Source organism: Bacillus sp. B-jedd (assembly GCF_000821085.1).
In the GTDB taxonomy this organism is placed as follows: domain Bacteria; phylum Bacillota; class Bacilli; order Bacillales; family Cytobacillaceae; genus Bacillus_D.
In genome coordinates this window covers 2,319,068-2,337,024 of the sequence record NZ_CCXR01000001.1, presented here as the reverse complement: position 1 = coordinate 2,337,024, position 17,957 = coordinate 2,319,068, and the positions used below count along the sequence as shown (strand labels likewise).

Here is a 17,957-nt window from a genome sequence, read left to right as displayed (position 1 = left end):
CCTGCCGGGGGTTATGTTATGCTGCAAAAGCCCCATATGAACCAAAAGTTTGTAAGAACAGGTTAAATACTATAAAATGTGTCCTTAGATAGCAAAACTTATGGAAACGGTAATTCCGGCAAGGAGTCCGGCTGAAACAACAGTGTACATTGGGGTGAAAATGATTGGAACAATTAATCCATTTTGATGATCAGCTCCGGGAGAGGATTTTGGAAATGGAACGAGCTTGTGAAAATTTATGCGAAACACTCCAGGGGAAATTCCAGCCTTATTTCGATTTGCGAGACCAAAAATTAGTCCTTGAGCTTATTCGTTCTAAAAAAGGGAAGAGGCTTCAAACAGGCGAGTACTTTGAAAATGATTATGAGTCATTTATTGAAATTGGTATGGAGAATGAAATTGATTATTATCCGAATGGATATATCCCATTGTGGAAGTGCAAGGAAGAATGGTTCCAGAAGACAGGCTATTTAACAGACAAAAGCATAAATGACATATCAGGTATGATAGAGGCAATGGTAAATGAGATTGTAGAAGACCAGGAAGATGCCCAATCAAGAGGGGAATAGAAAATGAAGAAGGCAGAAGTCTATATTTTGTCAGGCTTCCTGGGCAGCGGCAAGACCACATTGCTAAAAAGGCTGCTCGAGGATGAACGGAAAAATGACAGAAAAGTGGCTGTCATGATGAATGAGTTGGGGAATATTTCAATCGATTCAGACGAGGTTGGCGAGGATGTTGCTTTAAAGGAGCTTCTCGGAGGCTGTATATGCTGCACGATGAGCGGTCAGGTAGAGGCCCAAATGCAGGGACTTCTCATTCTGGAAAAGCCGGATGCCATCTATGTAGAAACGACTGGCGCTGCCCATCCAGTTGAGGTCATTGATGCTATGCTCTCGCCGCTATTTGCCGATAAAATCGATCTGAAAGGAATCATTTCAACGATTGATGGAAAACGTTGGCTTGAGCGGGCAAAAATGAGTCCTCAGCTGCAAAGGCTTATTATTGAACAAGCACGGCATGCCGACTGCCTTATTGTCAATAAAGCCAGTGAATTGTCTGAAAAGGAAAAAGCAGATATCTCCATCAGTCTGCAGTCAATCAATCCAAAGGTGAACTGTATCCTGACAGATTACTCTAAAGTCCCGCTGCATAACATAAGGAACTTAACTTCTTCCGGAACAAAGGAAAGTGCTGATTACCAGCCTTTAAATACAAAGTCGCTTGGCCTGGGGACGTATGTGCATACTTTTCAGTCTACAGTAAGCAGGGAAAGGTTCGAACATTTCCTTCGCGGCCTGCCGGATACGATTTACCGGATTAAAGGCTATATAAAGTTTCATGGGTCTCCTTATCCTGAGCTTTTTCAATACTCATACGGGATGCCATCTTTTTTAAAGGAAGATATGAATATCCAGCTAAATATGGTCCTTATTGGCGAGAATGTTGACTGGAATAAAATCCAGACTGAACTGACAGAGCTTGAAAATGAAAACCCGTGGTTTCATTCCGTTTTAAAGGGGTAGGTTACCGGTAAATACAGCCTTTAAAGGAGTGGGAAAAATGCCCTGGTCAAAAAATGATTATCCCGCATCAATGAAAAACCTCGACCCGAAAGTAAGGGAAAAAGCGATTGAAATAGCGAATGCGTTGCTCGATGATGGAAATGATGAGGGAAAAGCCATTGCCATCGGGATCGATAAAGCAAGGGAATACGTTGAAAATCATGAAGAAAAATAACTTTTGCCCTAGTCTATATGGACTGGGGCATTTTTAATGCGTGTTGCATGATTGAAGACACGGAGTGGAAAACTTGTGATAGTAAAGCGAACCAGAGGTGGAAAATTTGGCAACGAAGACATTATTCTTACTCTTGTTAATAACTATACACTTTGGCTTTATTACCTATCCTGCCTCTGCACAAAGGTATGAAGGGGAGATGGCACCATGGGAGGCAGCCGACAAGCTATTTCCTAAATACGCAAAATTTACGGTTATCGATATGGAAACAGGGCTTAAATTCCGGGTACAGAGGAGGGCGGGAAGCAGGCATGCGGATGTTCAGCCACTGACTTCTAGAGATACGGCAATTATGAAAAAGATTTACAACAATGAATGGAGTTGGAAGAGGCGTTCCATTTATGTGCAAAATGGGAAAAGAACTGTGGCTGCGTCCATGAACGGCATGCCGCATGGAGCTGGAGCGCTCAAAAACAACTTTCCTGGCCATTTTTGTATCCACTTTTATAAAAGCTCCACCCATAGTAAACGCGAAATGGATTTGTCCCACAAGCTGATGGTTTATAAAGCGGCCAAAAAAACGGATGAATTATTCGCCAAAGCTGATCCTTATGAAATCGTTGCTTATTTTATCGCAGGAATAAAAGAACATGACAAAAGGATTGTCCAGCAATTGTCACTTGATAAAGCCAAGTGGGATGCTGCTTTCGATAAAATTGAAGCAGTAAAAATAGCAAGACTGCCAATCCTTCCTACTGAAGATATGGGGGAGGACCTTTTGATTTCAATTCCAATTGACATTGAATGGCACATAAAGGACGCCGGCAAACAGCTGGCAAAAACAGAAATGATCCTCTTTAGAGATGCCCCCTTCGGTTACTGGAGGGTAGACTCCATTGACTTCCTCAATAAAAACCATTTACTACCTTAGAAAGGCAAGAATGTTTTGTTTAATATAACAGAAAAAATCTGCCCCCTAGCTGGCAGGGGGCAGAAGTCATGATAGCTGTCCAAACTTAATAAATGTTCTTTCTTCCTCAATCAAACCACAAACTCCGCATTGAACACGCTGGGCAGGGCCTTGATAAGCAAGATGGAATGGTTCTAATGCCTCCTCGCGATAATCTTTCACAATTTCACCTGTCTGCGGATCCATCTTTACAGAATGAGGGACCTGTTCAATAATATTAAATCGGCTGCGATTTGTTTTACAATTCGGGCAACGAAATGGGAGTGACATGATAACCTCCTGGAATCATATTAGATCTCTATTTTTTGCAAAATAATCGGTTAATATGTAAAATGCAGATGGATAGATTGCGGAGAGGAGTTGGGCTGTTGATGGAGGAGAAAGATTATTCTTTTTTGCTCGGAGAATACCGGAAAATCTGGAATAATCGCCTTTTGGCAATTTCAGATGAAAGGACGAGTGAAGATGTTTTAAAGGAAGCTGTCAGGAGGGAACTCCTTGATGAAAATTCCCATCCCCGCATTCGGAAAGACAGTTATAAGAAATTTAACATATCGGTAAAAAGAATCTTGGAAGCCGGTCTGGACGTCAGAACAAAACTGGCTTTACTCGTTCTCCATACAAATATAATGGACGAGATAAAGGAAACTCTGGAAAACTGATAGGAATCCGCAGGGAAGGTTCTAATCCTGCTATGGCAGACTAATTTCAGATAGCTGGACATCTATTGCCCTTAAAAGCCTGATTTCGAGTATTCCGTCCCTAATGCTTGCCGAAGCCCCTTTTCTTTTGACAACAGAGGGAAGTGAATAAACTTTTTTTTTGCCCTGTTCAGGAAAATCTTCAATGATCAATTGGCTGGAAGTATGAAACAGCCTTATATGATCCATCCGTTCCTCCGGGACTTCCACTCTTACAAAAACAAAATCATGGGTATTAAATATTGCAGCTTCAGACTGTCCGGCCTCTTGGGAGGATTCTTGGCCATTTGTTTCAGCGCTTTGGAAGGGATTGAGGGATTGTCCCGGAAAATACGCTTCCATGGCGTCCCTTACATATTTTTCAATTGCTTCGGGCTTCATATCCTGAAGGTTGGAAGCCATATTTTTGCCGAACGGAAAAGATCCCCATGGAAACATAATATCATCCTTTCTATTTAAAACTTTGTTATGGCATACTTAACTTACTACCATCATATGTTTAATGAGCCGATTGGCGATTCCCGCCGAGGCGGATAAGAACAAAAAAGCAGGAATGACTGGAAGAGAGGGTTGCCGGTGAGAAATAAAACAGTTTTAATAACCGGGGGAGCAACTGGGATCGGTAAAATGACCGCTCTCCATTTTGCAAAAAAAGGTTTTGACCTCGTGATTAATTATCGGTCAAGTACAGAGGCAGCTGAGTCACTGAAAGCAAGCTTGACGAAAGCGTATGGGATCAATTGCCTTCTGGTCCAGGGGGATATTTGCAAAAAAGAAGACTGTGAAAGAATTGCCGCTTTTGCTAAGGAGAATTTTCCGGCGGTTGATATTCTCATTCATAATGCAGGTCCTTATATCCATGAGCGTAAACGGATGACGGATTATACATATGAAGAGTGGAATGAGATTTTTTCAGGAAACCTGACTTCGGTTTTTTACCTTTCAAAATTGCTCTTACCTGGAATGAGGACAAAAGGTTGGGGGAGAATCATTACGATAGGTTATGACAGGGCAGAAACGGCGCCTGGTTGGATTTATCGCTCTGCATTCGCTGCCGCGAAAACCGGGCTTGCATCCCTTACGAAGACAATTGCCATGGAAGAAGCAGAAAATGGGATTACAGCGAATATGGTTTCTCCTGGCGATATTGTCGCGGAATGGAAGGAAAAGGAGATAGCCGCCGCAATTGCTGATCCGGAAACGAACGCACCGGTAGGGAGGTATGGTACCGGTGAAGATATTGCGCGTGTCATAGCGTTTTTAGCCGAGGAGCAGTCGAGTTTTATTACTGGCAGCGTCATTCCGGTAACCGGGGGACTCGATGTATTAGGAAAATTTTATAGTAACTAAAAAAAACATCCTTCAGGGTGTTTTTTCTGGCTTTGCTTAAACCGCCCGCATGCCTGCCTGTTCTAAAGCATACATTGTATGGACAAGAAAAGGGGGCTCGATGATGGCGTATGTAGGTTCAAAGGGTTGGTATATTAGTGAACTAAAGCGGATGGGTATAAAAAAACATCCTGTGGGGCTGAAAAAGCTAGAATTGTACAGAACTGCGGAAGTAAGGAACCTTTACCTGGAAAAAATAAACAACAACCGAAGTAACCAATAAAATTATTATGTTAACAATAACAAAAAAAACTAAACCGCCGACGCGGTTTAGTTTTTTTAAGCTTCCATAAGGGCGCTTTCTTCCTGCGGAGCTGTATTTCTGACAAGGTGGAAAGTATATCGGTCTTTTGAAATTTCGTATAAATCAAAAACTTCGCCTTCTGCGTTCAGTTGGCTGTATAAGGAAGGATGTGTTTCATTTGCCTTCGCAGTGTATAGAAGCTTTTCAGCTGCCTTTATCGAACGGATATTGGCTTTTCTGATTCGCATAAAGACTGTCTCTAGACCAAGTTCATAAAAAACTTCTTGAAAAAAGGCTTCCTTGGCCGCATTGTTGTAGCCCCGACCATGAAACGGTTTGCCAAGCCATGTTCCTAGGAAACCGGCATTGGATTCAATATCGAATAAGGAAATAGTCCCGATAGGTGATCCCCATTCATCAAGGATAGTACGGGAAATCACTTCGCCCCGTTCCTCAGCCTCAATAACCTGTTTCGTAAGGAAAAGAAATTCTTCGTATGAATTGGCCTTATGGCGGACAAAGGGAAAGACATCGGGATGGACAATAAGGTCATATAAAGCGTGGCAATCGACAAGTTCGCGCTTTTTGAGCATAAGAAAAGCCTCCAGTCAGGGCAGTCCGGTCCCTGGGATTGGAACCACCACCCTCGAAATTTTTTTAAGTTGCGAAAAAAATTTCGGGGTGGGAATCGAACCCACTAGGACCAGTCTAACTGGTGGCGCACCATTTGCCTTCCCAATGCACAATATTCAATATGATGTTGTTGACTTGATTGCAAACATAATCATAGGATTAAGTGTTTTTACTTAGAGTATCATACAAGATATTATGCAAAAAATAAATAGGTTTTTTGCAGGAAAATTCATCGATTTTCCGATAAATTTCACCAATTTTCATCATTTGTGCCAGTAAAGCTTCCCGTCTACCATCGTCCAGATTGGTTTGCCCATAAAATGGAAGGGGTGGTGGCTCCAAAGTACGAGATCGGCATCCTTTCCGGCTTCAATACTGCCAACCCGGTTATCTACTCCCAAATTCCTCGCTGGCAGGATTGAAATTCCCTCCAGTGCCTTTTGCCCATCAAGTCCTTCCCTCATGGCAATCGCAGCGCAAATATTTAAATATTGGATGGGCGTATAGGGGTGATCGGTTGTAATAGAAACCTCTATGCCTTTTTTGGTCAATTCGTGATAAGTTGACCAGCTTTTATTTTTTAGTTCCACTTTTGAGCGGCGGGTCAAAGTTGGCCCTACGGAAACCTTAAGGTTCCTGCCTGATAGTTCTGATGCGATCAGATGTCCTTCTGTGCAATGCTCAATCCGCAAGTCAAGATTGAATTCATAGGCGAACCTTATCGCTGTCATAATATCATCTGCTCGATGTGCATGGATTCTGACCGGAATTTCCCTATTTAGCGCTTTTACGATTGGCACAATCCTAATATCTGTTGAATCAGGGGCTTCGCCTGCCTTATAAAATGCTTCCCGCAAAAGACCCATTATTCCCATTCTCGTCAGCGACTGATTTTTTCCGCTGCTATGGGTTCTTTTCGGATTTTCACCCAGAGCAATTTTCAGTCCAGCAAGAGGATTAATGACCATATCGGAGATGTTTTTTCCAGCCGTTTTAATAACCGCGGTAGTCCCCCCAATGACATTGGAGCTGCCAGGCATGATATGTACGGTAGTAATACCATGGCGGAGGGCATCCGTGAAGGAAGAATCTAGAGGGTAAACCCCATCGATCGCTCTGACATGGGGAGTAATTGGCTCGACTGTCTCATTGGCATCGTTGCCAGGCCATCCGGTGCCTTCATCATAAAGGCCTAAATGAGTGTGTACATCAATAAAACCAGGTAGTAAATGCCGATTGGCGCAATCTATTGTCACTACATCATTTTCTAATACGATGTTTCTGCCTATTTTTGAGATTTTGCCATGTTCTACAAGAATATCGCAATGGTCAATTGGTTTTGTTGTGACTGGTACAACTCTGGCGTTCTTTAATAATATCGTCTCCATCTAAAAACTCCCTTTATTGTTTTATTCATTTCATATTTTGCAGGCGGCCGTCGGCTGAATAACATTCATGATTTGGACGGGCTGGAATACAATAGTAAAAAAAGGCAATAAGGGGCATATATGAATATTTCCGACTATTTCTTTGAATCCGCTGAAGCTTATTTGAACTCTAGCCTTTTGTTCCTGTTTCCCGCCAGTTTATTCATGGCGGCAAATATCCTTTTTGGGAATCCAAAACTAATGGTATTCATTCTCCCTTTCCTAGTGGTCAGTTTTATCTTCTTCCAATTGCATTTGGCAAAGGTGAGAGCGGGTGCCAAAACAGATTTCAGGTACTTGAGTCAGCCCGGATCCTTGTTTCAAACAACAAAAATCCTTCCCCTTTATGAAAATAAGCTGAAGCCTGGCCTGCTGCTGTTTTCTCCAGAGGGATTAAAATTAGGCGAGATGAAGAAAATCTTCACGGATGAATTTCGCGCTTATCACCATGTTTATGAGTTGAGGGATGAAAACTTGCTGGCAAAAGCCTGCTACGGGTTACGCTCGGAGAGGATTGATGTTTTTCGTGCGCACGGAGACTATATTGGCTGTTTATATAAGGAAGGGAAACAATGGCTTGTCGAAGCAGCCGGACAGCCAGGTACTGCAAGGATAGAAAGTTCGCCGCTGTTTATGGATGTGAAGGTAATTTCAAAAATTAACAAGGTGGAGTGCAGGCTTCGAAGAGGATATATGCCTGTGGAAGTAAGCTCTATATTTCAGAACGCCAATTCCCCTATTCTCGATTTTGAAAACAACGTGACTGAAGAGGAAAAGCTTATTTTTTTTGCCATGCTTTTAAAAGAGTTTTTCATGGACCGTTAGGATTGAAAAAAATAATTTTCTATGCGATTCTGTTACTATGTTAAAGCAGTAGGAGGAACTGACGTTGAAGTTTGAATTTATTAAAGTACATGGCTCGGGAAATGACTTTCTGCTAGTTGACGAGCTTGCAGGCAAAGGGCGGCTAACTGATCGCCAAAGGGCGGTCCTTGCAAGGGTTTTTTGCGACCGTGACAAAGGGCCTGGAGCCGATGGGATTCTTTTTATCCAAAAAAGCGAGTCGGCTGACGCGGTAATGAGGGTCTTCAACGCGGATGGGTCCGAGGCATCCATGTGTGGCAACGGTCTTCGCTGCGCGGGGCGCTACGTTTGCGAATTGCTGGGGAAGGAAGAGGCAGTCGTTGAAACAATGAAAGCCAATCTGGCTGTCCGGAAAGCTCCTGAAATAGCCCCGGGTGTTTCTACCTACAACGTTGAGATTTCGCCTGTATCCTTTAAATTGGAGGATTTGCCTCTTAAGCTGAATAAAGAAAAGCTAATAAAGGAGAAATTGCCTGAACTTGACGAAGGGCTTGAATTCACGGCGCTGGCCGTTCCTAACCCTCACCTTATTGCAATTGTGGAAAAAGAACAGCTTGGCGGCAGCCTTCAGAGAAGTATCAGTGAAAAGGTGAATGGACCGAATGAACTATTCCCTGATGGAGTCAATGTAAGCTTCGTTCTCCCAATTAAAGAAGGCCATATTTATGTAAGGACGTTTGAAAGGGGAGTCGGCTTTACGAACGCCTGCGGAACGGCCATGTCCGCTTCGTCACTTGTAACTTGCCTTTACGGATTGAATACTCCAGATCATCCAATCTCTGTTTATAACGACGGGGGGATGGTCCAGTGTGTGGTCAGGAAGAGGGATGGCGGCCATTTTATTGAATTGATAGGGAACGCTACTTTCCTTTACAAGGCGGAAGCAGAAATCGATTTTACCTCGATGGACCAGCTCGTTAAAGAGGTAGAAAGTTATCAAGAGCAGAAACGGTATCAGGCGCTGCAGGAAAAAGTGATAAAGTTTCTGAATAGTGAGAGTTAAAAAGGAGCCCGCGAGCTCCTTTTTCACTTTTTTTGTGATTTCAAAAATTGCAATACAGATTCAAAAGGCTGGGATTCTCCAACCTGGAAATAGTTCTTGAAAGGGTCGCCCTTCTGTTTGTATCTTTTTAATACGCTAATCAGGTTTAGTTCCTTAGGGTCAAGTCCGTGCTCAACTTCCTCCCAAAGCAACGGGGCGGCCACTCCCGCGTGCCTGTTTCCGCGCGGGGAGTAGGGGGCGATGATCGTCTTTCCCAAGGCGTGCTGGACGTAGTCAACATAAAGCCTGTTGCCGCGGTTTTTCTTCATCCGTTCGACAGTAAATAAATCAGGTGCCTTTGACACCAAATACCCGGCAATGAATTCTGTAAAGAGCCGGGTCTCATCAAATGAATAAGTATCATGCTTTAATGGGAGATAAACTTGAAGGCCCTTATTTCCGGAAGTTTTGACAAATCCCGTTAAATTCAGGCTGTCCATTACCTCTTTAATATACTTAGCCGCAATTATCGCCATCTCAAAGTCCTGTATGGATGGGGGGTCTAAATCAAACACAATCTCAGAAGCCTTTTCAGAGTGAATAGTATGGAAAGGAATATGGTATTCAATCGCCAATTGGTTCCCGAGCCAGATCAATGTCTTTAAATCATTGCAGACAATATAATTTATACCTTCCTCATCATATCTTTCAATGAAGCTTGGAGCGTAGTCCGGACAGTTTTTTTGGTAAAATGCTTCACCGAACATGCCATGCGGATATCTGATTACCGTTAAGACCCGATTTTGCAAAAAGGGGAGCATCGCGGGTGAGACTTCTCTTAAATAAGTAACAAGGTCTATTTTACGGATGGAAGGCGTTTCCCAAATTGGCTTATCTGGATGGGTGAGCTCAATTTCTATAGGGACATTTTTTTGGTTGAAAAGGAATTCATCAAAGGTGCAATCTTCAGGCCTCAGGTCAAACCGGAACTGGCTGAAATGCGGCTCCCGGAGTTCATTGTCATATAACTCCAGATATTTCACTTCTAAGCAAATTGCGGGTTCCACATAGATGAACCGGTTGTCTTCTCCTGTCCTATTATTCTTTATGACAGAAAACAATGCTTGTTTTTCTTCGGGCTTCAGGCCAAACAGCACATGGCCAACATAAACTACTTCCCCCTCCTTATAAACTCCACAGTAATAATAGCCGTTTGATTTTTCGTAGCCAGTCAGAAAACAATTGACGATTTTCCAGTTTTTAAATTTTATCCACTTTTCAGTCCGTTTTCCTTCTTCCCATATTCCTGCTGGGTCCTTCGCGACAATTCCTTCCCCGTCATGGATAACAACTTCTTCCCATATTTTTTTGTAATCCGTAAACGGTTCTACCCACTGCAAAAGCTCTTCACTGCTTGGGTCGGCTATTTTAGAAAGCCCGGTGTCAGTGTATAAAAGTCCCAATAATTTTTTTCTTTCAAGATAAGATAAAGACGTTACGTTCTTCCCTTTATGGACAAGCAGGTCGAAAACCATCAGTCTTGCCGGAGTATTTTTCGCCGCTTCATTAATCCTGGATTCAGATTTCATTCTTCCCCTCGTTTGGATGGAACTGAAGCTGGCTTTGAATTCATTTTCGAGAATGACAAGTTCGCAGTCGAGTACCACTGGAAGAAATGGCTTAAATACTTCCATTTTTGCCCGCAGGTACAACTCCAGTTCAGGGAATTGCGGTAAAAGAGGTTTCCTGTTTCTGCTCATAAGCTCAATATTATCGCCATCCCAGGTGAGGAGCGCCCTGAAGCCGTCATATTTAACCTCATATATCCATCCGGGCCTTTCCGGTTTTTCAAAACTTAAGACAGGAAGCATTGGTTTCATCGTTCAAACCCCATTCTTTTTCAAAATGGTTTATTTTTGCCAGAAAAATCTATATTCCGATTCAATTGCATGTGTTGTAAGAGTTAGTTTTACACAAACTAACAGAAAAATGAATGGAGAATTGATATGCATACTATTTGGAAAGGAAGCATTAGCTTCGGCCTTGTCAATATACCAATCAAACTACATGCCGCAACTGAAGACCGTGATATAAAACTAAGGACGCTTCACAATGAATGCCATACCCCAATCAAATACGAAAAAGTTTGTCCCACCTGCGACAGGGAAGTTAAAAGTGAGGAAATTGTCAGGGCATATGAGTATACAAAGGGGAAGTTTGTGGTATTGGATAATGAAGACCTTGAAAAGCTGAAAAAAGAAAATGAGGAAAAAGCGGTAGAAATTATCGATTTCGTCAAAATGGAAGAAATTGATCCGATTTATTATGATAGAAGTTATTTCATGTCTCCGCATGAAGGAGGCGGAAAGGCTTATTCATTACTAAAAAGGGCGCTTGAGGATTCCCAGAAAGTCGGGCTCGCCAAAATTGTCATTCGCTCAAAAGAACAGTTGGCGGTAATCAGGGTATATGAAAATACGCTGATCATGGAGACAATCCATTATCCTGATGAAGTCAGGAAAGCAAGTGACGTACCTAATGTTCCTGAGGGGGATAAGGTGACCGAAAGGGAACTGGCAACAGCCATTTTATTGATTGATCAGCTGACAACTGAATTTGTGCCTGAAAAGTACACCGATGATTACAGAACCGCTCTGCTAGAGCTTATTGAAGCGAAGCGTGCCGGGCGTGAGGTTGTCGCACCGGCCGCGAAAGAACAACCTTCGAACGTAACAGATTTGATGGCTGCGCTGCAGGCCTCCATTGATAGAACTAAACCAAAAAAAGCGGCGGGATCGCGGAAAAAGGCAGCAGCGAAAACGAAAAAACAAGCATGAAAAAGGGCCGGGCCTGTCAGGTTCCGGCCTATGAAAATCGGATGAGGGTGGAATTTTATATGAAGAAAAAATTGATGAAAGTGGCTTTTTCGTATATAGGATTGGCAGGGATTGTCCTATTCCTTTTTTTATATGCATTTGTGGAAATAGCAGAAGAACTAAGAGAAAATGAACTGGAGATATTTGACAGCCATATCATTGTTTATATCCAGGGTAACATTTCCCCCCATCTGACTAAACTAATGCTGTTTATGACGATGCTTGGCTCGATTCCTTGGGTGACAGGCTCCGTCATTGCCTTAATGGCGCTGCTCATTTTTTTGAAGAAGTGGAGAGCAGGCCTGTTCATTGGCATCTCTTCTGGAGTTGGTTCATTGTTTAATATTTTCCTTAAATCATTATTTAAGAGGCAAAGGCCAGATATAGAACCTTTAATCGTGGAGCAGGGGTTCAGTTTCCCTAGCGGGCATGCGATGGGCTCGATGATATTCTATGGGGCTGTCGCCTACCTTATTTTTCATTTTGCCAAAAAAGGTTTAATGAAGTTCGGAGGGCCAGTGCTCTTTCTTTTGTTGATATTATTTGTGGGGATCAGCAGAATTTACTTAGGCGTCCACTTTCCAAGCGATATCATAGGAGGATTCGCGGCGGGCGGAGCCTGGCTGACCATATGCATAATCCTATTTAACTTCTTAGAGAAAAGACATGAGGTAAAGGAAGGGTAGATTCCGGAATGAAAATCATTGTACTATCTGACACCCATATGCCTAAAAAAGCAAAAGAATTGCCCTCCTGCCTAATTCAGGATTTAAAAACTGCGGATTTAATCATCCATGCAGGGGATTGGCAAGATTCCAGCGTCTTTTCCATGCTCTCTGATTTTGCAAGAGTGGAAGGCGTCCACGGGAATGTCGATGATGAAGAGATGAAAAATATGTTTCCCGCAAAAAAAATTATCCAGGCAGGAAGCTTTTCAATTGGAATTGTTCATGGACATGGCACTGGGAAAACAACAGAGAGAAGGGCGTTCGAAACATTCCTCGGCGATCAGGTTGACTGCATTATCTACGGCCATTCGCATATTCCGGTCATGAAGTATTCGGAGGGTATCCTTTTGTTCAATCCCGGCTCCCCGACAGATAAACGGCGCCAACAACACTATTCGTACGGAGTAATAGATGCTTCTGGGGCAAAGCTCGATGCAAAGCACATCTATTTTTAAAATATGATTGAAAAGAACCTGCTCAATTTCGCAGATTTATGGGCAAAGCAGTTTTCCACTATTAGACCAAACACTCAATTTAGTGTATAATGGAATAAGCAATAATATTTCGGCTCACCGTTTATGAAGAGTGGCAAAGCATGTCCTTTTTATAACGGTGATTTTTAATTCAGGGACATCCGGTTTGGGTCAGAAAGAAACCCTGAGACGGAGCGGGCTTTCATGCCACTCTGTAAAAAAATTCTTGGAGGTGCCTGGGATGGCGTTTGGCAGAAGGAATCTTGAAGAAATCGTGATGGAAGAAACGGACATATGGGAATGTACCGCTGAAGGGTGCAATGCCTGGATTAGGGATAACTTTAAAAGCACGGATACTCCCGCATGCCCTTTATGCAAAAGTGAAATGCAAAAAACCACACGGGAACTGCAGGTAGTGGCCAATACAAGCAAACGGTATATCTAAGAGTGAAAGCATCTTAGCTGGGCATTTATTAAATCTTTCAATATTGACAACAAAAAAAAGGTGCCGGGAATCCTTTCCCTGCGCCTTTTTCATTGGTAAGTGCCTTTATTATGCATCAGCATTGTTTTTGCAATACTGTAAAACCATTTCCTCTTCGTCTTCCTCAAGTTCAAAGTCAAGGACTTTACCGGATTCTTTTTCAAAAAAATTATATTGGACAATTTTTTGCTGTCCATCTTCTACAGATAAGATAATCCGCAGCCCGGTGCCTAGTTCGGAATATAGCTCGTCCTCTTCATCGACGCTGATATCAAGCAAAAACTCAAATCTTTCCCCTTTTAATAAACCAAACGGGTCTTCAAGATATTCCACGCTATGACCGGTAATTTCCATTCGGTGTGCAGCCTCCTAATAAAACAATTAGCATATTTTAATTTTTTTACTGAACTCCTTATAAAAATACCACAAATCAAGCATGTAATAAAGGAGCTTGTGTTTAAGGCGAACTTAAGGCGGGGACAGCAAGCAAATTAGGAACAATATGTGAAACTTTGAACAAACAATACCCAGCAAAGGATAAAATTGTTAATATTAAGCTGAATCTAGCGAAAAAATTGTGTAAAAATTTTCATTTAAATTAGAGAATATCGGCTTTGTTAATATGTGAGTACATTGACAAATGGAGTGAGGCTATTGGCACTTTTGAAAGAAGAATGCAGTGTTTCTGAATTAATGGAGGCAAGATGGAATTTATATCAGTTATTGCATTGGTTGTTTTCCGCACCGCTCGATTCCCGTTCAATTGATTCGTTCAATCAATTTGGTAATGTTGAGAGTCTTGGGGAATTGGGGAGGGGCGGCCTGCTGCTTAAGGAGTTTTTTACTTCACCTGCTGATTTATTAGCTGAAAGGGTTGAATTTTCCCGGCTTTTCATAGGTCCGGGATCTTTGCCAGCACCGCCCTGGGAATCTTTTTATACGAGTAGCGAACAAAACTTGTTTGATGAAGCAATGTATAAGGTGAGGGAACATTATCATGGTGAGGACTTGATTTATGAGAAGGAAAACAACGAGCCTGATGACCATCTTTTACTCGAAATTGAGTTCATGCTTCATTTAATCTCTCAAAGCACGAAACAGTCTGATCAACACCAAATTGCCCACTACTTAAAAAAGCAAAACGAATTTTTAATGCAACATCTTGGAAATTGGGTTAAGCAGTTCGGGGAAATGCTGGCGGAAAGTACAGAGAGCAAGTTATACAGCGGAGCAGCATATCTTGCAGCAGACTTTATCACTAGCGATATGCAATATGTTAAGGAACTTATGGAGGGAATGGCCGATGACTAAAAATAGTAAAGACAGTCTGTTGGATACCCGATTTAAAAGGCGAACCTTTTTAAAGTGGTCAGGAGGCATTGGAATTCCATTAGTCCTTGGCGGAGCCGGGGCAAGTCAGCTGATCAACAAAAAAGCCATAACGAAACAAACCGAGGCACAGACGCCCGAAAAAATCATCTCCACTTGCAGTATTAATAACTGTGGAGGGAGATGTGTCATCAAAGCGCATATAAAAGACGGAGTTGTCACTAGAATCAGTACAGATACAAACGAGGATTTGGTACTTTCCCCCCAAATGCGGGCATGCATAAGGGGCCGGGGCTATAAAAAAATGCTTTATCATCCTGACAGGCTTAAATATCCAATGAAGAGAGTCGGAAAACGGGGAGAAGGAAAGTTTGAAAGGATCTCCTGGGAAGAAGCCATTGAAACGATTGCGAAAGAAATGAAGCGGACCGGAGATACATATGGTCCTGAATCGAGATATGTAAATTATGCGTCCGGCCAGTCGTGGGGCCTATTCGGCGGCAGGAATATGGCCAGGAAACTGCTTGCGATGACGGGCGGCTTTTTAGGATATCGGAATGATTATAGCTCAGGAGCCGGAAACGTGGCGACTCCATATACGTACGGCACAAATGACTCTGGTTCCAGTTTTGATAACTTCCTTCATTCCAAATATATCATTCTATGGGGCCACAATCCCTCCGAAAACATTTTCTCAACTCCGTATACAACCTATTTGAGGAAGGCCAAGGAAAATGGAGCAAAGATTATCGTGATTGATCCAAGATATACTGACACAGCCATCGCATTTGCGGATGAATGGATTCCCATCCTGCCGACTACGGACAATGCAATGATGGATGCAATGGCCTATGTCATGGTCACGGAAAATTTGTACGATAAAGAATTCATTGATAAATTCTGTATCGGTTTTGATAGCGCCCATATGCCTGAAGGGGTCCCGAAAAATGAGAATTTAAAGGATTATCTTCTTGGTAAATCCGATGGTATTCCTAAGACGCCGGAATGGGCGGAAAAAATTTGTTCCGTACCGGCTTCGAAAATCACGGAAATCGCACGAGATTATGCCACAATCAAACCGGCTGCACTGCTGCAAGGGTGGGGACCTCAGCGTCACGCTTATGGGGAACAGATCATGCGCGGCGGGGCCCAGCTTGCTTGTCTGACGGGGAATGTAGGAAAGCTTGGCGGCTGGGCGGCAGGTACAGGCTATTGGTCCAGGTCAGGTATTGTTTCTCCAATAACTTATGAAAACCCAGTAAAAGCGACAATCCCTTGTTTCCTATGGACTGAAGCAGTCGAACGCGGAACGGAATTGACCGAGGAAGACGGTTTGCTGGGCATTGAAAAACTGCCATCCAATATTAAATTAATTTTTAATATTGGCGGAAATATGCTTGTTAATCAGCACTCTGACATAAACAAAACGACAAAATTGCTGGAAGATGAGTCAAAAGTGGAATTCATTGTCGTCAGTGACCTGTTCATGACCCCAAGCGCCAAGTATGCGGATATCTTGCTCCCAGGAACCAGCTTTTTTGAACGATGGGATATAGGCGTCCCATGGTGCTTCGGTGACTACGTGGTTTTCGGTGAAAAGGCCATTGATCCACTGTATGAGTGCCGCAATGAATATGATGTCTTTGCTGATATAGCCGCACATTTTGGTCTTAAGGAGGCATTTACCGAAGGGAAAACAATGCTCGATTGGGTGAAAGTCAGTATCCAGCGCACCCGAGATGAGCTTGATCCAAGCTTCCCGGAATTTGAAGATTTCAGGAAAAAGGGTATTCATCATTTTACATTCGATGAACCGCTCATCGGTTTCCAGAAACAAATCGAGGACCCAAAAAACAATCCTTTTGAGACTTCATCAGGCAAAATTGAACTCTTTTCAAAGGCTCTTTGGGATATGAACAAGCATGATGTCATTCCGCCTTTTGCCAAGTATGTACCCGCGTGGGAAGGTCCAGCAGACCCGCTTAAGGAAAAATATCCTTTGCAATTAATCAGCTGGCATTATAAACGCCGCTGCCATTCCACTCACGATAACAACCCATGGCTTGAAGAAGCCGCCCGGCAGGAAATGTGGATGAATCCCAGGGATGCAGCAGCTCGTGGCCTGAAGGATGGCGACCGGGCAAAAGTATTTAATGGCAGAGGGATGATTTATATTCCTGTTAAGGTGACAAATCGGATCTTGCCGGGAGTCGCCGCAATTCCACAGGGTGCGTGGTATACGCCTGACATGAACGGAATCGATCAACGCGGATCAATCAATGTCCTGACAAATCAAAGGCCGACACCACTTGCAAAAGCAAACCCACAGCAAACGAATCTTGTCGAGGTACAAAAAGCATAGAGAGGAGGGATTTCATTGGCACAAATGGGATTTTATATTAATCAAAGCCTTTGCTCGGGATGTAAGGCATGCACAGTCGCATGCAAGGATAAAAAAGAGCTTGAGGTCGGCCAAAATTTCCGGAGAGTCTACGCATATGAGGAAGGGTCTTATATTCAAAAAGGAACAGCGATTGTCCATAATATCAAAGCTTTTTATTTCTCGATATCATGCAATCACTGTACCCAACCTAAATGTGTCCCCATCTGCCCGACCGGGGCAATCATAAAGCGGAAAGAAGATGGGATCACGGTCATTGACCAGGATAAATGCCGGGGAACGAAATTCTGTGTTTCCGCTTGCCCTTACGGCGCCCCACAATATAATGAAAAAGTATTTAAAGCGAATAAATGTGATTTTTGTCTTGACCTGCAGGAAAAAGGGGAAGACCCGGTATGTGTTTCAACATGTATCATGAGAGCCATTGATTTTGGCCCAATTGAGGAATTGCGTAAAAAGTACGGTACGGTTAGTGATGTAAAAGGAATGCCCAGTTCAGCCATCACCCAGCCGAATTTGGTGATCACTCCTCATAGAGATGCGCTTTAATAACTCAATGGCTGAAAAGCATAAAAAAAGTCCCGGCATATGCCTGGGACTTTTTGATGCGGATGAGAGGACTTGAACCTCCACGGGGTTGCCCCCACTAGAACCTGAATCTAGCGCGTCTGCCGATTCCGCCACACCCGCAAATCAATTGCTTTTATACTATAACA

Annotated in this window: 22 protein-coding genes and 1 tRNA gene; 16 read left to right on the top strand and 7 right to left on the bottom strand. The window is 42.9% G+C overall.

The genetic code is table 11. The annotated features are described in order from the left end of the window. The first annotated feature begins 164 nt into the window (after positions 1–164). From BN1002_RS11480 to BN1002_RS11470, 4 genes are all read left to right on the top strand, one after another. Entirely contained in the window at positions 165–569 is a 405-nt protein-coding gene (locus tag BN1002_RS11480) for a hypothetical protein (protein ID WP_048825155.1), read from the top strand. Between the two features lie 3 nt (positions 570–572). Continuing rightward, positions 573–1,526: a CobW family GTP-binding protein gene (locus BN1002_RS11475; protein WP_048825154.1), complete on the top strand. Its 954-nt coding sequence runs from the start codon at positions 573–575 to the stop codon at positions 1,524–1,526. A gap of 37 nt (positions 1,527–1,563) precedes the next feature. Beyond that, the gene (locus BN1002_RS24065; RefSeq protein ID WP_197072789.1) at positions 1,564–1,740 is read left to right on the top strand and encodes a DUF2188 domain-containing protein; all 177 of its coding nucleotides are present in this window, start codon (positions 1,564–1,566) and stop codon (positions 1,738–1,740) included. Between the two features lie 106 nt (positions 1,741–1,846). Then, positions 1,847–2,671 carry a hypothetical protein gene (locus tag BN1002_RS11470; RefSeq protein WP_148362767.1) on the top strand — a complete coding sequence of 275 codons (825 nt, stop codon included), beginning with the start codon at positions 1,847–1,849 and terminating at the stop codon, positions 2,669–2,671. 66 nt (positions 2,672–2,737) lie between these two features. Here the strand turns inward: BN1002_RS11470 and BN1002_RS11465 are convergent, their stop codons facing one another. After that, positions 2,738–2,980, bottom strand: a complete 243-nt coding sequence (locus BN1002_RS11465) for a hypothetical protein (RefSeq protein WP_048825153.1) — start codon at positions 2,978–2,980, stop codon at positions 2,738–2,740. A gap of 101 nt (positions 2,981–3,081) precedes the next feature. Between BN1002_RS11465 and BN1002_RS11460 the strand changes: the two genes are divergently transcribed. Then, a complete protein-coding gene (locus tag BN1002_RS11460) occupies positions 3,082–3,372 on the top strand; it encodes a hypothetical protein (RefSeq protein WP_048825152.1) in 291 nt (96 codons plus the stop codon). Positions 3,373–3,402: 30 nt separating this feature from the next. Here BN1002_RS11460 and BN1002_RS11455 read toward each other — a convergent pair whose 3' ends face one another. Then, on the bottom strand, positions 3,403–3,849 hold the full coding sequence (locus BN1002_RS11455; protein WP_048825151.1) for an Hsp20/alpha crystallin family protein: 447 nt from the start codon (positions 3,847–3,849) through the stop codon (positions 3,403–3,405). 138 nt (positions 3,850–3,987) lie between these two features. On the opposite strand from BN1002_RS11455, the gene BN1002_RS11450 reads away from it, so the two are divergent. Together BN1002_RS11450 and BN1002_RS23285 are read left to right on the top strand one after the other, a co-directional pair. Next, positions 3,988–4,761 (top strand): SDR family oxidoreductase, encoded by a 774-nt coding sequence (locus BN1002_RS11450; protein ID WP_048827905.1) that lies wholly within the window; start codon positions 3,988–3,990, stop codon positions 4,759–4,761. Positions 4,762–4,810: 49 nt separating this feature from the next. Then, the gene (locus BN1002_RS23285) at positions 4,811–5,023 is read left to right on the top strand and encodes a YflJ family protein (protein WP_331386331.1); all 213 of its coding nucleotides are present in this window, start codon (positions 4,811–4,813) and stop codon (positions 5,021–5,023) included. Positions 5,024–5,079: 56 nt separating this feature from the next. Here the strand turns inward: BN1002_RS23285 and BN1002_RS11445 are convergent, their stop codons facing one another. Beyond that, positions 5,080–5,637, bottom strand: a complete 558-nt coding sequence (locus BN1002_RS11445; RefSeq protein ID WP_048825150.1) for a GNAT family N-acetyltransferase — start codon at positions 5,635–5,637, stop codon at positions 5,080–5,082. Positions 5,638–5,940: 303 nt separating this feature from the next. Continuing rightward, a complete protein-coding gene (locus tag BN1002_RS11440) occupies positions 5,941–7,065 on the bottom strand; it encodes an amidohydrolase (protein WP_048825149.1) in 1,125 nt (374 codons plus the stop codon). 120 nt (positions 7,066–7,185) lie between these two features. Between BN1002_RS11440 and BN1002_RS11435 the strand changes: the two genes are divergently transcribed. Together BN1002_RS11435 and dapF are read left to right on the top strand one after the other, a co-directional pair. Then, entirely contained in the window at positions 7,186–7,929 is a 744-nt protein-coding gene (locus BN1002_RS11435; protein ID WP_048825148.1) for a hypothetical protein, read from the top strand. A 64-nt stretch (positions 7,930–7,993) separates the two neighbouring features. Beyond that, positions 7,994–8,971, top strand: a complete 978-nt coding sequence (gene dapF / locus BN1002_RS11430) for a diaminopimelate epimerase (RefSeq protein ID WP_048825147.1) — start codon at positions 7,994–7,996, stop codon at positions 8,969–8,971. 23 nt (positions 8,972–8,994) lie between these two features. Here dapF and BN1002_RS11425 read toward each other — a convergent pair whose 3' ends face one another. Further along, positions 8,995–10,830, bottom strand: coding sequence for a DNA ligase D (locus tag BN1002_RS11425; RefSeq protein WP_048825146.1), 1,836 nt, complete (start codon positions 10,828–10,830; stop codon positions 8,995–8,997). 126 nt (positions 10,831–10,956) lie between these two features. Between BN1002_RS11425 and ku the strand changes: the two genes are divergently transcribed. The 4 genes from ku (at position 10,957) to BN1002_RS11405 (ending at position 13,472) form a co-directional block, all read left to right on the top strand. Next, complete coding sequence (ku, locus tag BN1002_RS11420; protein ID WP_048825145.1) at positions 10,957–11,787, top strand: non-homologous end joining protein Ku; 831 nt, start codon at positions 10,957–10,959, stop codon at positions 11,785–11,787. Between the two features lie 59 nt (positions 11,788–11,846). After that, positions 11,847–12,512: a phosphatase PAP2 family protein gene (locus BN1002_RS11415; protein WP_048827904.1), complete on the top strand. Its 666-nt coding sequence runs from the start codon at positions 11,847–11,849 to the stop codon at positions 12,510–12,512. Positions 12,513–12,520: 8 nt separating this feature from the next. After that, positions 12,521–13,009, top strand: a complete 489-nt coding sequence (locus BN1002_RS11410) for a metallophosphoesterase family protein (protein ID WP_048825144.1) — start codon at positions 12,521–12,523, stop codon at positions 13,007–13,009. Positions 13,010–13,268: 259 nt separating this feature from the next. Beyond that, entirely contained in the window at positions 13,269–13,472 is a 204-nt protein-coding gene (locus BN1002_RS11405; RefSeq protein WP_048825143.1) for a cold-shock protein, read from the top strand. A 108-nt stretch (positions 13,473–13,580) separates the two neighbouring features. On the opposite strand, the gene BN1002_RS11400 is transcribed toward BN1002_RS11405, so the two are convergent. After that, entirely contained in the window at positions 13,581–13,865 is a 285-nt protein-coding gene (locus BN1002_RS11400) for a DUF6509 family protein (protein ID WP_048825142.1), read from the bottom strand. Positions 13,866–14,165: 300 nt separating this feature from the next. On the opposite strand from BN1002_RS11400, the gene BN1002_RS11395 reads away from it, so the two are divergent. From BN1002_RS11395 to BN1002_RS11385, 3 genes are read left to right on the top strand one after another with little or no spacing between them, the layout of a single operon-like run. Then, positions 14,166–14,822 (top strand): TorD/DmsD family molecular chaperone, encoded by a 657-nt coding sequence (locus tag BN1002_RS11395; protein ID WP_048825141.1) that lies wholly within the window; start codon positions 14,166–14,168, stop codon positions 14,820–14,822. Continuing rightward, a complete protein-coding gene (locus BN1002_RS11390; RefSeq protein ID WP_048825140.1) occupies positions 14,815–17,202 on the top strand; it encodes a DMSO/selenate family reductase complex A subunit in 2,388 nt (795 codons plus the stop codon). The genes BN1002_RS11395 and BN1002_RS11390 overlap by 8 nt, the downstream gene beginning before the upstream one ends. 15 nt (positions 17,203–17,217) lie before the next feature. Further along, complete coding sequence (locus BN1002_RS11385) at positions 17,218–17,790, top strand: DMSO/selenate family reductase complex B subunit (protein ID WP_048825139.1); 573 nt, start codon at positions 17,218–17,220, stop codon at positions 17,788–17,790. Positions 17,791–17,847: 57 nt separating this feature from the next. Here the strand turns inward: BN1002_RS11385 and BN1002_RS11380 are convergent. Further along, positions 17,848–17,931, bottom strand: a tRNA-Leu gene (locus BN1002_RS11380). Positions 17,932–17,957 lie beyond the last annotated feature (26 nt).